Here is a 13,193-nt window from a genome sequence, read left to right on the forward strand (position 1 = left end):
GGCCCGCTACCCTGCAGGTAGGGAGGCGTGGCAGAGCGGCCGAATGCACCTGTCTTGAAAACAGGAGACCTTCACGGGTCCGGGGGTTCAAATCCCTCCGCCTCCGCACAGTCTGACCAGGCGAAACGTCAAAGCTGTGACGTTTCGCCGCGCGGGTCGGTCACCGGCGGGTCTCATTCCGGGTCTCATTTGCCCCACCCAGGTAAGCGTCTCGGATGCGGTCCACCGCGCACTTCGAGGCTAGCTCTCCCTTTGCGCAGCGCTACGCTGATCGTCGGTCAGATTCGAGTTGGTCAAGTTCGCGCCAGCCAGGTATGCGCCGGTGAAGTCAGCTCCGGCCACGTCTGAGTTGGTCAGGTCCGCGTCGCTCAGATCCGCTCCGGTCAAGTTCGCGTTGATCAGGTTTGAGTCAGACAGGTGCACGCTGACCAGGCTTGCTCTGGTCAGGTTCGCATCTGTCAGATCGACGCAAGACATGCTTGAGTCGGTCAGGTCCGCGTCGGTTAGGTCTGCTTCGATCAACTCTGCATAGAACAGATGCGTATCCGTCAGGTTCGAGCGACTTAGATTCGCGTAGGAGAGGTTTGCGTGACTCAAGTCCGCCCTGGGCAGGTCGGCGGACGCCAGGTTTGCTCCGATCAGAGTAGCTTTGCTCATACTCGCTGTGATCAGTTTTGCTCTGGTAAGCAGCGCTCTGGTCAAATCAGCGCCGGTTAGATTCGCGCCGGTGAGGTCAGCGTCGATGAGGTTCGCGTCAGTGAGATCAGCATCGGCTAGGTTCGCGTTGTGCCAGTTAGCGCCGCCTAGGTCGCTGTTGGTCAAGTTCGCTCTTTGGAGGCGGATGCGGAGTTCAGGCCAAGGCATGTCTTGGTCGGGTGCGTGGCGGATGAGGATTTCAAGCGCAGTCCTTCGCGTCTCCAGTTCCTGGACGAGTCGATCGTGCTCTTGGCGTTCGTCCGCGTCGGCGTCCGCGTCTAGCTCTGGTGGACTGGTGTACGGCATCCGTAGATATGCGCAGATGACGTCACCAATGGTGCGTTGTTGGGAGGGGTTAGAGTCGCCGAGCCGTTCCAATGCATGCAACCCACCCAGGCGGACGGCTGCTCGTTCTGAGCCTAACTGGTCAACAGCTTTTGTGTACAACTCGGTGATACGACGTTCAGTGGCGTCGTGGTCGTTGGCATGGTGCGCTCGTTCAGTCGACCATTGGCGACGACCAGCTATTACTAGCGCCACCACACCTCCGGTGCCAGCTCCGACGGTAAGCGCGATACGGGCCACTTCCAGTCGATCGTTTGAGGATGTCACGTCTACCATTACCGGCAGGAGCCATGCGGCTGCCGTGGTCAAGCCGATCACTGGAACGACGACAACAACTATCGCCCACCACCATGTGCCGCGGCGTGCGCGCCACCAGTCACGGACCGTGATCTTCATTCGTTTCATCACTGAAGATGCATCGCTATATCTGGCTCTATGTTTCGTGCGACAGCGATTTTGTTGGCTGCAGGCCCACGTAAGCGCATCAAGGAGGATGCGCGTCGCGATGTTTGTGCGGCACAACGTCCGCACACGCACGTACTGCTTGCCCTCGGTGTTGGATGAGGACTCTCTACTGCTCCGGACGGAGGTGTCCCCATCTGCCGCCGCCGTTGCTTGTCTTCGCTTGGACACGAATGTGGTAGACACCAGTGCGGTAACTGCTGGGTTGCCCGAGGTAGAGAACTGATGATCATTGACGACATCGGTAACGGGCGTTTGTGTGGTAACTAGCCCGGACGGTTTGCGGAACGATTACCAATCAAATGTGCCCCTTGCCTGCAGTGTTGCGGCTGTTAGCGACGTTACCCGAGCAACCTGGATGTCGAGTCTGCGAAAGTGGACATCTCGGAGGCGCGGTGGTCCAGCGCTTACGAAGTCATCTTGTCGATGGATTGCCCTGATATTGCGTGAAACAACTGGCTGGGGGCCTTTAGTAGTTCGGGATGGCTTTGCAGATGCTGCAGTTCGGTCTCGGAAAGCACCCTACAGATGAGTTCACCATTGAGTTTCACGATAATCATCGAGCTTAGTTGAATAACTGCGCTATCTACACTATCTAGGGATGCGATGACTGTTGCCACGGCGTTGGCTTCATGCTCGTCGCTTTCAGCTCTTGCGGCGTATATGTATCGCAGTTCTCCGACCCGCTCTGCCTTCTTTGCAAGGCGGGCGAGTTTTCGTAGGCCGCCGACTCTTGTTTCTCGAACACGCCATGACCTGAACCAGGATCCACGCTGGATATCTCCCTCGTATGACACTACAAGCCCTGTTTTGCGTAGCAGCTGGTTTAAGGCGCGTAACAATTCCTCGGGAGGCTCGTCCGTGGATGTATACACGGACATCGGCACCACGGTGCCTCTCAGGAGAGCCTGGCGGGCCTTGCGCTTCCTTCGGCCGCGACTCCCCTGTGAGTAGCGTCGCCGACCGCGGCGAGCAACCTTCAAAAGGTCGGGATCTTGCGAGATATCGATGGGACCGCCTGGTGGACGTTCAGACACTGGCATCTCCGATTGTTGTCCCATGGCTGATGATCGCCATGGAGGTGCGCTACGAAGGTCGAACAGACGTTCGAGCCTGCTGTCTGTAGTAGAGCACCCCAACTGGGCCCTAGGAAGCCGACACTCCGGCGCTGTGCCGTTGCTTGGCTACCTTTGTGCTGGCGTGTCCATGGTCGGTTGATCAGTTGGCATGCTGTTCGATGAACCATCGCTGCATGAAAACGTCGATGGCATGCTGGCGTCGTCTGCTCGCACGTACGGCGGACCCGGGTGTGTGCCCGTAGAACCGTGCGTACGCTTCCGTGACGATGATGGACGCGTCGATCGCGGTCATTACGGCTGCTCCGATGCCCGGAACATCCGGTCCCAGTTCCAACTCTGGGGCTAAGGGTGACGAGACAACGGTTGTACCGAGGGTAGTTGGGTTGCTGTGTACAATACCCGAAGTGGATCTGTATGAAGCCGGTCGCTCGGGAAAGTATTTAGCCATCAGGGTCGTAAAGTTCGGCTTATAGGGTTCGTGCTGACCTGAGTCGCCAAGCTCAAGTCGCACGGGGGTATGCCTCGTGTTATATGTGATTCTGATGCCTGCCAAATCGATCATTCGCAGCACGGCGTCTCGATGGTTGTTGGCAGAATCGAGCGTTATCGGAAGGTCAGGTCTAGCAGCTATAACCTCACGGATCTCAGTGATCTTCGCATCAGCGTCGGCCAGAATTGGCGCGGCAGCGCGTAACAGGCGGGACTCATAGCTTGCGCTCTCGTCCAACAGGTGTGCGATTCGTGCTGCTCCCTCGCAGGCGACTCGCGTGAGCGTCTGATGGCTGTACAACGGGATAGAGTCAGCGCTTAGTACGTGAGTAATTGTCCAGAGATGGTCCAATACGTTGACAATTGTCAGCCTGGACAGGCCCAATGCTTGCAGCCATAGCCGTCGTCGGTGAGCGCGCTGCGAGTGCTGTGGTGCATCCTTCCAGGCCTTCGACTCTCGAAGATAGTGACAGCCTGCTCGTGGAGCTGATGCGTACTCCTCGACGTTGCGCTTGAGATCTTCGAGCTCCTTTGTCAAGGCCAGGCAGGACTTGACTACCAGAGTCGGTTTTGGTGTATCGGGGCGGCTTGGGGTAGCTGGCATAGTCGGATCGTATGCGTTGCTGTTCACGTCGGTTGCTGATGGCGCGGTAGAAACGGCGGGCAGTAGGTGACGCGACCGCTACCGTCACCCGCCGATCGGCGACTTCCGTTGTGGGAGCTGCTGTAACAACCGCGCTGTCCGAATCGTGCGACTGGTCCCGCCGTAGCAGTATCAATATAACTTGGCCACCACCAGTAATCGTCAGGTCGGGTACTGGCAATGCAACGCTCTCAAGGTTCCTGTCCTAATAACTGCTACGAATGGCCGCGCCCAAGATCTCCTCACGGGAAATAGCGTCGGCGCTTCCAGAAGCTGTCGTCTGGCAACAAGCCCCAGGTGATCGCGGGTGTTAACGCATCGGTCAGGGATGGGGGGAGAGTCGTTGTGTCGTTCAGGAAATCGCTGGTCAGCGTTCTGCCAGCGCCTGCGACGAGGTCTGCTAGTTGTATCGAGGGATGTGCGTGTGAGGTTCCAACGCCGAATAGGGCGAGTTCGGCCCTTCCGCCCCAGGGTATGCCTGGGAACCGGTTGGCTAACCCGGTCATGGTTTGTGTGACCATGCGTGAGGTGAGGACGACATGTTCGTCGTGGAGCAGCCGGTAGGGCTTGCCGATCTCTCGATACCAGTACCGGAGACTATCCGGCAGCAACGCGACGTGCGGGTCCAGCGAGGACAGCAAGGGCTCGTCCTCTCGGTTGATTGCGGCTACCAGATCCTCGGCGTGCTGTGCGGAGCGTCCCAGCATGAACAGGATCGGGTCCAGAGATCGCCGGTGGTTCCGTCGTTGGGCCCCTTCGACCACTGTGAAGAACGCCTCCAGGCGCTCTTCGGGGCGTCCGGTCTGGCTTGGCCGGGCCAGTCGGACGAAGGCATCGAGGAAGGGGCTCCACATCTCGCCGAGACCGCGGGGGCCGTCCCGGAACAGCGTCCGGGCCATGGTTCGGGCTCGACGGCCCTCGTACAGGTCGATGCCCTGTTCGTTCGCCCACTCCTCGATGAGCAGGTCGATAACCTTGCTGACAGCCATGTACGGCTTGAACGCCACAACTAGGTTGACGCGACCGGCGAGAGCGCCTCCCGGCACCAACATCTCCGCAAGAACCTCCGCCGCACGACCGCGGCGAACATGCCGGAATTTCAGCTCCTCGGCTTGGATCGATCTCGCGCGGGCGCGTAGATCCGCCAGGACTTCGGCTGCGGTGTGATCATCAATGCGTACCGTGGCATGGGCCATCACCGGCTGGTCGCTGAGTAGGTCCTCGCCGGTCGTGCCCGACTCATCGGCAGCGACCCACACCGAGTTGAACTCGTCCTTCGTCCAGCTCTCGATTGAGATCGGCCAGGCTGGATCGACACCGCCCGGCGGTCGTGACGTACGCACGAGCCGTAGTATGCGCCGCCCCCAGCGAGAGGCTCTTGTGACCGTCGTCAACTGGGCATCGCGGCTGGGGCGCGCTCAGTCTCAATGACAGTCTCATCCAACCCCGTTCGAGGGCGTCCGGCGTGCATAGCACGAGCCTCTGACCTGCGAAGATGTGCTCACATGAACAAGGCTGAACGGTGTTGCGTAGATCGTGAAAACAGGAGTCCTTCACGGGACCGGGGGTTCAAATCCCTCCGCCTCCGCCAGCGTGACCGCGCAGTACGGTGGCAGAGTCCCCTGAAGCCTGCTGGGCACAACTGTCGACGGCTCAGCCCCTGATCAGGGCGAACAGTGCTGGGTCGAGGCGTTTGACGGTGCCGATGTACTCGGGCACGTCGAGGTTCTCCAGCACGTACACGCGCAGGCCGTAGCGGGTGTCCTCCCAGGGTGGCGGTTCCAGTTCGAACGCCTCCCGCACGACACGGAGCAGCCGGGTCACCCACTCCTCGTCCATCGGGTCGGCGTTCAGGGCTGGCCGGACGAGCGGGTACCACAGCACGTCACATGCGATGTCCAGTGGACCGATGGGCTGCAGTTCGCGGCCGAGGTCGATCGCGTCCTCGAGTTCCGCCTTGATCCGCTCCGCGAAGAACGGGCGGCATTCCGGCAGGGTCATCCACAGGAAGTCGCCGAGGAATCCGGTGCTCCACTGCATGCGCCACGCCGGGGTGGGGGCGTTCGGCCGACCGCTGAACACCGCCTCCGCCGGGCTGCCGCGGCGGACCGGGACGGACGGGCCACCCGGGAGGTGGACCTGCACCCAGTCATCCTGCTGCTCCGCCATCGGCCTCCACCTCACACTCTTCCGCAGACGGGATCCGTCGCGCACGTCAGCATGCCAGGGCCGACCTTCGGTGCGGCTCCCCTGCGGGGTGCCACGACCAGGATCGCGAAGCAGACGTACAGGTTGCCGGTCATCAGGCGCCAGAAGGTCCACTCGTGGTCAGGTGACCACCACCAGTGTGGGGACAGGACGAACAGCAGTAGCCCACCGACCGCAGCACGCCGGGCGTGCACACCCGCCGCCAGCAGTACCGGCACGCACCAGACCCAGTGGTGCGACCAGGACACCGGCGCGAGGGGCAGTGTGCCGAGTGCGTTGACGCCCAGCGTCCACACCGGACGATCCTCCACCGCGCGCATGGCGACCAAAGTCAGGCAGACCAGGGCCGCGCACAGCACGAGCCACACCGCGCTGGACTCGATGCCGAGGCGGGCCAGCAGACCTCTGATCGACTGGTTCGCGGTGCGGGTGGCGCCGCCGATCCGGTCGCTGTCGAACACCGTCGTGGTCCAGTACCGCAGTGAGTCGCGGCCTGCCAGCAGGAAACCCAGACCCGTGGCGCCCGCGAAGGACGCCGCCGTGATCGCCGCGGCTTTGCGGTCGCCGCGTACCAGGAAGTAGAGCACGAACACGGCAGGCGTCAGTTTCACCGCGGCCGCCACGCCGACCAGCACGCCGCGTGGCCATCGGGGGTTGCGGGCCAGGCAGTCGAACACGACGAGCGCCATCAGCACGACGTTGACCTGCCCCAGGTAGAGGGTGGTGCGGACCGGCTCCGTGACGAGTGCGACCGGTAGCAGCGCGCCGACCAGCAGCCACGACGCCCGCACCGCCAGGGCACGCAGCGTCACCACCAGCACGGCGGCGACCAGCACGATCGTGGTGGCGGACAGCACGAGGCTCGCCGCGGTGAAGGGGATGGCTGCCAGTGGCGTGAACAGCACGGCGGCGATCGGCGGGTACGTGAACGGCATGACGGTGCCGATGCGCAGAGGTGGGAGGACGCCGTACAGGTCAGCGCCGCGCAGCCACGCGTCGGCGCCCAGGCGGTACACGTCCAGGTCCGCGCGGTACACGTACAGGCCGTGCCGGAAGGACAGCAGGAACCAGCACAGCACACCGACGTTCGCGACCACGACACCGGCGGTCGCCACTCTTGGGAGCATGGGGACGGTCTAGGCACCCCGCGGTCGCGATCGGCTAAGTCCGCGACTTATGCCGTCCTTATCCGCCCTGCGGGACCATCCGCGCGGGGGTGATCACGTGCGGCTGCTCGTCGCGGAGGACGAACGGGTGCTTGCCGACACGCTGGCCGACGGGTTGCGGCACCACGGCTTCGCGGTCGACGTCTGTTACGACGGCGACGCGGCCACCGAGCGCACGGCGGCCAACGCGTACGACGTGGTGGTCCTGGACCGTGACCTGCCCAAGGTCCACGGGGACGAGGTGTGCCGCCGGATCGTGGCCGCCGGCCGCGAAACGCGGGTGCTCATGCTGACCGCGGCCGCCGGCATCCGCGACCGGGTCGACGGGCTCGGCATCGGCGCCGACGACTACCTGACCAAGCCGTTCGCCTTCGCCGAGCTGGTTGCCAGGGTGCACGCGCTCGGGCGGCGCGCGGTCGCCGCGCACCCGCCGGTGCTCGACCACGCGGGTGTCGTGCTCGACGTCGCCCGGCGGCACGTCGCCCGGGACGGTTGCCGGTTGGCGCTGACACCCAAGGAGTTCGCCGTGCTGGTCGTGTTGATGCGGTCCGCGGGCGCGGTGGTGAGCCCGGAACAGCTGCTCGAGAAGGCGTGGGACGAGCACGCGAACCCGTTCACCAACTCGGTGCGGGTGGTCGTGATGACGTTGCGCCGCAAGCTGGGCGACCCGCCGGTCATCCACACCGTCCCCGGCGCCGGCTACCGGTTCGGCTGATGCTCGGGCACCCCAGGACCCGGATCGTGGTCGCCTGCTTCGTGTCGTTCCTCGTCGGCGCCGCGGTGATCTGGGTCGTGAAGCACCGCCTGACGAGCCTGTGGTACTCGGTCGTCGAAGGCCGGGGGATGTGTGTCTACGACCTCCGCTACCCCGACGGCGGCCTCAGCCCCCTGGACATGGAGTACGAGTGCGCTCCGTTCCCGGTGCCGGTCCGGTTCCTCGGCGTGGCGATCGTGCTGGCCTGCCTCGGCGTCGTCCTCCTGGTCCTGTTCCTGGTCGCCCGGCGCGTGTTGCGGCCGCTCGCGGCCATGGCGACCTCGGTGCGGCGGCTGGGACCGCAGAACCTCGGGCAGCGCATCTCCTACGGCGGCCCGAACGACGAGGTGCGTGCCCTGGCCGACGCGCTGAACGAGATGCTCGACCGGGTGGCGACCGGCTACGAGGGCCAGCGCCGGTTCGCCGCCAACGCCTCCCACGAACTGCGCACCCCGCTGGCCGTGCAGCGGACGCTGGTCGAGGTCGCCGTCGACACGGGCAGCCAGAACGTGGACGCCCTCGCCGCCCAGCTGCTGGCGGTGAACGCGCGCAGCGAGCGGATCATCGAAGGGCTCCTGGTGCTCGCCGAGAGCGACCGCGGGCTGCCCGGCACCGCACCGGTCCGGCTGGACGAGCTGGTCGGCGCCGTGCTGGACCGGTTCGCCGAACAGGCGGAGAACCACTTGGTGACGTTGCACAGGACGGTGGCGGAGCGGACCGTGGCCGGTGACCCGGTGCTGCTCGACCGGCTCGTCACCAACCTCGTCGACAACGCGATCAAGTACAACGAGCCGCACGGTGTCGTCGAGGTCGTCGTCGCAGGCACGCCCGCGCTGACGGTGCACAACAGCGGGCAACGCGTCCCCGCCAAGGACGTGCCGGCCCTGTTCGAGCCGTTCCGCAGGCTCACCGACGACCGGGATCACCGCAACGGCGCAGGTCTCGGCCTTGCGATCGTCCGGTCGATCGCCACCGCCCACCACGGCACGGCGAGCGCCGAACCCGGCGACCGCGGCGGCCTCCGGGTGACCGTCGACCTGCCATGAACGGCATTGGAGCGCTCCCATATCGGCGGGCCGGGTAACTGGGGGCTGGATGTCACCGGGTGGCCGCTGTACCGTTGGGAGCGCTCCCAAAACGATTTCACCGCCCCCTGCACCGAGGAGCTCAACCATGCTGCGACGGCGTTGTCGCTCGGCCGCCATCCTGGTCGGCCTGTTCGTGCTTGCCCTGTCCGCGCTCGTGTTGCCACCGGCCGCCACCGCGGGCACCTCCCACCACCGCTCGGTGCCGCTCGCCGAGCTCAGGGTCGTGTCCGAACAGGTGGCGTACGGCCTGCAACGGCCGATCGCGATCACGGGCCTCCCCGACGGCCGGATGCTGATCGCCGAGAAGAACGGCACCGTCCGCGCCTACCACCCGGACACGGGTCTCGCCGCGGCGCCGGTGCTCGACCTGACCGCGCGGGTCGACACCTCCGACAACGAACGCGGTCTCCTCGGCATCACGCCGGCGCCGAACTTCGCGCGGACCGGGATGCTCTACGTCTCCTTCACGAGCCTCCCGTCGGGCACGCTGACCCTGGCACGTGTCCCCCTCAACGCCCCCGACCGCCTGCAGGTCCTGCTCACCCAGGAGCACGCCGAGTACGGCAACCACAACGGCGGGCAGGTCGCGTTCGGCCGCGACGGCTATCTGTACTGGTCGACCGGCGACGGCGGCCACGCGAACGACCCGTTCAAGTCGGGTCAGAACCTCGGCACCCTGCTGGGCAAGATCGTGCGGATCGACGTCAACCGCACGTGTGGCGCCAAGCCCTACTGCGTGCCCTACGGCAACCCGTTCGTCGGGCGGCCCGGGGCGCGGCCGGAGATCTGGCTGTACGGCCTGCGCAACCCGTGGAAGTTCTCCATCGACCCCGCCGACGGCTCGCTGTGGATCGGGGACGTCGGGCAGGGGCTCGTCGAGGAGATCGACCACATCAAGCCGTGGCAGGGTGGGGCGAACCTCGGCTGGTCGTGCCGGGAGGGCACCCCGGTGTTCGACCCGGAGCAGTGCCAGCCCGGCGTGCGGTACACCGACCCGGTCTTCGAGTACCCGCACTTCATGACCGAAAGCTGCTCGGTGACCGGCGGCGTCGTGTACCGCGGATCCGCGACCCCGGAGGCGCGCGGGACCTACATCGCGAGCGACTACTGCTCGACCCTCGCGTTCGCCGTGCGGCCCAAGGCCGACGGCACCTACGAGTCGGCCGTGATCGGCAACTTCCCGACCCAGCCCACGGCGATCGACCGGGACGTGCACGGGGAGCTGTACGTGCTCAGCGACCTCCCCGGCTACCTGAGCAAGGTGCGGTTCGAGGTGGTCCGTCCCTGAGAAAACCGGAGTCCCGGCACAGCGCTCAAGCCCCCCGGAGCCCGGGGGGCTTGACATTACGGGGACAATAAAAAATCGGCGTGCTCTCCAAAAGAACGTGGAGAACTCGCCGAACCTGGAACCAGATTAAGCGCTGTGAGGGGCTCGTGTCAAGTCAGGGGTACGAAGAGGAATTGCGGTCCGAGCAGGACTACGTGGCCGGGCTCTACGAGCGGCTCGACGCCGAGCGGGTGCGGGCGAAGGAGCAGTTCAGGGCCGCCTTGCGGTACGACGGCGGGACGCCGATGGACCGGGACGACAAGGTGCGGGCCACGGCGCGGGAGGTGCGGCGCCTGGACGTCGCGGACCACGGGTTGTGTTTCGGGCGGCTCGACGCCGTTTCGGGGGAACATTCCTACGTCGGGCGGATCGGGCTTTTCGACGAGGACGACGATTACGAACCGGTGCTGCTGGATTGGCGGGCGCCTGCCGCCCGGCCGTTCTACACGGCGACCGGGGCGAATCCGGAGGGCATGCGCAGGCGGCGGCAGTTCCTGACGCGGGGACGCCGGGTGGTCGAGTTCACCGACGAGGTGTTCGGGCGGCCCGGCGACGACGTGCGCGGGGACGCGGCGCTGCTCGCGGCCGTCAACGCGCCGCGCGGCGAGGGCATGCGGGACATCGTCGCCACGATCCAGGCCGAGCAGGACGAGATCATCCGGCTCGAGCACCCCGGGGTGCTGGTCATCGAGGGCGGCCCCGGCACGGGCAAGACGGTGGTCGCGCTGCACCGCGTCGCCTACCTGCTCTACACGCAGCGGGAACGCATGGAGCGGCACGGCGTGCTCGTGGTGGGGCCGAACCCGGCGTTCATCAACCACATCAGCCGGGTGCTGCCGTCGCTCGGGGAGTCCGACGTCGTGTTCATGACACCCGGCGACCTCGTGCCGGGCCTGCACGTGACCGCCGAGGACGGGCCGGAGGCCGCGCGGCTCAAGGGCTCGCTGAAGATGCTGGACGTGCTCAAGGCGGCGATCGCCGACCGGCAGCGGCTGCCGGAGGAGCCGATCGAGATCGGGTTGCGGGAGGCGCCGCTGCGCATCGACGCCGCCGTGGCCGAGTGGGCCCGTGACGAGGCGCGTGCGAGCGGCCTGCCGCACAACGAGGCCCGCGCCACGTTCGTCGAGATCATCACCTACGTGCTCACCGAGCGGGCGCTCGCCAGGATCGGCCGCGGCTGGCTGACCAGGGACGACAAGGACGCCTGGGAGCGGCTGCGGGCCGAGCTGGTCAAGGAGCTGGCGGAGGACGACCGCTTCACCGCCACCATCGACGAGCTGTGGCCGGTCCTCACGCCGGAGACGCTGCTGGCCTCGCTGTACGAGTCCGAGGAGCGGCTCACCGCGGCGGGCGGCGACCCGGTGCTGCACCGGGCGGACGGTGCCGCGTGGACGGTGTCGGACGTGCCGCTGCTGGACGAGCTGGTCGACCTCCTCGGCCCCGACAAGCCGGCCGACGACACCGCAGAGCGGGAACGCAAGGCGCAGGCCGAGTACGCCGCCCGCGTGCTGGACAGCCTGGTCGGCCGCGCGGACTCGATGGACGACGAGGACCACCTGTATGCCACCGACCTCCTCTACGCGGAGGACCTGGCGGCGCGGTTCGTCGAGGTGGACACGCGTGACCTGGCCGAACGCGCCGCCGAGGACCGGGACTGGACGTACCGGCACGTCGTGGTCGACGAGGCGCAGGAGCTGTCCGAAATGGACTGGCGGGTGCTGATGCGGCGCTGCCCCGGCCGGTCGTTCACGGTGGTCGGCGACCTCGCGCAGCGCCGGTCACCGGCGGGCGCGACCTCGTGGGACGCCATGCTGGAGCGGTACGTGCCGGGCCGCTGGGTGTACCGGTCGCTGACGGTGAACTACCGCACGCCGGCGGAGATCATGGCGGTCGCGGCGGCACTGCTCGCCGAGTTCGCCCCGGACGTCCAGGCGCCGGAGTCGGTGCGCGCGACCGGGGTGCGGCCGTGGTCGCGGCAGGTCACCGACGACGAACTGGCCGCCGCCATCGCGGAGTTCGAACGGGACGAAGCGGGCCGCGAGGGCACGAGTGTCGTGATCGGACCGCCCGGGGTGCCGGGCGCGGTGCCCGCTTCGGCGACGAAGGGGCTGGAGTTCGACGCCGTCCTCGTCGTCGACCCGGACCGCATCCTCGCCGACGGGCCACGGGGCGCTGCTGAGCTGTACGTCGCGCTCACCCGCGCCACGCAGCGGCTCGGCGTGCTGCACAGGGGACCGTTGCCCGCGGCGCTGTCCGGGCTCATGGAGGTCGCCGGGCAGCCGGTCTAGCCGCGTGGATGCGGCCGGTCCTGCGTGCGGACCGGCCGCTCAGCGCACCTGGTCGTCCCACACGACCGTCAAGAGACCCGCGCCGATGGAGGCCAGGAGGTCGGGTGGCGGCGGTGGTGTGGTCGTCGATGCCGGAGTGGGTGACGTCGTGGTTGGAGGACTCGAGGTCGTGGTGGTTTCGGAGGTCGGTGTGCTCTCCGTCGGCTCCGGTGTCGAGCTTGAGGTGGTGGCGTCGGTCGCCGACGGAGTCGTCGAGGAGGAACGTACGTCCGGAGGGGCTGCCTTCTCCGCGGACTGGTCAGGGGCAGGTGCCGCCTCTTCGTGATCCACTTCAGCTTCCGGTCGTGGCGGGACAGTCGTTTCCGAAGGTACGTCCATTTCGGGGTTGTTACCCGGCGCCACGTTTTTCGGCGTCCCGGGAACGAAAACCGCGATGGCCGTGATCAGTCCGGCGAGGGACACCAGGAAAGCGGTCAAGGCACCGAACCGCCGGGTGAATTCGTCGACAGCGGGCGGCTCGGCCGACACCTGCGGGACCTGTGGGCTGAGCTGCGCCAAGTGGACGATGGCGCCTACATGGATGACCGGCTGGCGAATTTCGACGGCACGTCGTCACCGTTGGCGATGATCGGTCGCAGCGGGTGACGG

The 13,193-nt window shown here is 66.2% G+C and carries 11 protein-coding genes and 1 tRNA gene; 7 read left to right on the forward strand and 5 right to left on the reverse strand.

Going from position 1 to position 13,193, the window contains the following annotated elements; translation table 11 throughout:
• Positions 1-21: 21 nt before the first annotated feature.
• A tRNA-Ser gene (locus ACYQ77_RS00260) sits at positions 22-106 on the forward strand.
• A gap of 134 nt (positions 107-240) precedes the next feature.
• Here the strand turns inward: ACYQ77_RS00260 and ACYQ77_RS00265 are convergent.
• The 5 genes from ACYQ77_RS00265 to ACYQ77_RS00285 all read right to left on the reverse strand — a co-directional run bounded on the left by ACYQ77_RS00265 (position 241) and on the right by ACYQ77_RS00285 (position 7,049).
• Positions 241-1,437 carry a pentapeptide repeat-containing protein gene (locus ACYQ77_RS00265; RefSeq protein WP_459706202.1) on the reverse strand — a complete coding sequence of 399 codons (1,197 nt, stop codon included), beginning with the start codon at positions 1,435-1,437 and terminating at the stop codon, positions 241-243.
• Between the two features lie 1,284 nt (positions 1,438-2,721).
• Positions 2,722-2,874, reverse strand: a complete 153-nt coding sequence (locus ACYQ77_RS00270; protein WP_459706204.1) for a hypothetical protein — start codon at positions 2,872-2,874, stop codon at positions 2,722-2,724.
• Positions 2,875-3,956: 1,082 nt separating this feature from the next.
• On the reverse strand, positions 3,957-5,057 hold the full coding sequence (locus ACYQ77_RS00275) for a hypothetical protein (protein ID WP_459706206.1): 1,101 nt from the start codon (positions 5,055-5,057) through the stop codon (positions 3,957-3,959).
• Positions 5,058-5,367: 310 nt separating this feature from the next.
• Positions 5,368-5,883 carry a hypothetical protein gene (locus ACYQ77_RS00280; protein WP_459706207.1) on the reverse strand — a complete coding sequence of 172 codons (516 nt, stop codon included), beginning with the start codon at positions 5,881-5,883 and terminating at the stop codon, positions 5,368-5,370.
• Between the two features lie 11 nt (positions 5,884-5,894).
• Complete coding sequence (locus ACYQ77_RS00285; protein WP_459706209.1) at positions 5,895-7,049, reverse strand: glycosyltransferase 87 family protein; 1,155 nt, start codon at positions 7,047-7,049, stop codon at positions 5,895-5,897.
• Positions 7,050-7,146: 97 nt separating this feature from the next.
• Between ACYQ77_RS00285 and ACYQ77_RS00290 the strand changes: the two genes are divergently transcribed.
• The 6 genes from ACYQ77_RS00290 (at position 7,147) to ACYQ77_RS00315 (ending at position 13,190) form a co-directional block, all read left to right on the forward strand.
• Positions 7,147-7,803 carry a response regulator transcription factor gene (locus ACYQ77_RS00290; protein ID WP_459706211.1) on the forward strand — a complete coding sequence of 219 codons (657 nt, stop codon included), beginning with the start codon at positions 7,147-7,149 and terminating at the stop codon, positions 7,801-7,803.
• On the forward strand, positions 7,803-8,888 hold the full coding sequence (locus tag ACYQ77_RS00295; RefSeq protein WP_459706213.1) for a sensor histidine kinase: 1,086 nt from the start codon (positions 7,803-7,805) through the stop codon (positions 8,886-8,888). The genes ACYQ77_RS00290 and ACYQ77_RS00295 overlap by 1 nt, the downstream gene beginning before the upstream one ends.
• A 127-nt stretch (positions 8,889-9,015) precedes the next feature.
• Positions 9,016-10,218 (forward strand): PQQ-dependent sugar dehydrogenase, encoded by a 1,203-nt coding sequence (locus tag ACYQ77_RS00300; RefSeq protein ID WP_459706215.1) that lies wholly within the window; start codon positions 9,016-9,018, stop codon positions 10,216-10,218.
• Between the two features lie 146 nt (positions 10,219-10,364).
• Positions 10,365-12,545 carry an RNA polymerase recycling motor ATPase HelR gene (helR, locus tag ACYQ77_RS00305; protein WP_459706217.1) on the forward strand — a complete coding sequence of 727 codons (2,181 nt, stop codon included), beginning with the start codon at positions 10,365-10,367 and terminating at the stop codon, positions 12,543-12,545.
• Positions 12,546-12,663: 118 nt separating this feature from the next.
• Positions 12,664-12,870 carry a hypothetical protein gene (locus ACYQ77_RS00310; RefSeq protein WP_459706219.1) on the forward strand — a complete coding sequence of 69 codons (207 nt, stop codon included), beginning with the start codon at positions 12,664-12,666 and terminating at the stop codon, positions 12,868-12,870.
• Positions 12,867-13,190 (forward strand): hypothetical protein, encoded by a 324-nt coding sequence (locus ACYQ77_RS00315; protein ID WP_459706221.1) that lies wholly within the window; start codon positions 12,867-12,869, stop codon positions 13,188-13,190. Before ACYQ77_RS00310 ends, ACYQ77_RS00315 begins: the two co-directional genes overlap by 4 nt.
• Positions 13,191-13,193 lie beyond the last annotated feature (3 nt).

Source organism: Actinophytocola sp. KF-1 (assembly GCF_054661535.1).

What these genes read in the sequence shown, in the direction of transcription:
- ACYQ77_RS00295 (WP_459706213.1), top strand. Translation starts at nt 7,803, where the DNA reads ATGCTCGGGCACCCCAGGACCCGGATCGTGGTCGCCTGCTTCGTGTCG.
- ACYQ77_RS00270 (WP_459706204.1), bottom strand. Translation starts at nt 2,874, where the DNA reads ATGACCGCGATCGACGCGTCCATCATCGTCACGGAAGCGTACGCACGG.
- ACYQ77_RS00285 (WP_459706209.1), bottom strand. Translation starts at nt 7,049, where the DNA reads ATGCTCCCAAGAGTGGCGACCGCCGGTGTCGTGGTCGCGAACGTCGGT.
- ACYQ77_RS00280 (WP_459706207.1), bottom strand. Translation starts at nt 5,883, where the DNA reads ATGGCGGAGCAGCAGGATGACTGGGTGCAGGTCCACCTCCCGGGTGGC.
- ACYQ77_RS00265 (WP_459706202.1), bottom strand. Translation starts at nt 1,437, where the DNA reads ATGAAGATCACGGTCCGTGACTGGTGGCGCGCACGCCGCGGCACATGG.
- ACYQ77_RS00300 (WP_459706215.1), top strand. Translation starts at nt 9,016, where the DNA reads ATGCTGCGACGGCGTTGTCGCTCGGCCGCCATCCTGGTCGGCCTGTTC.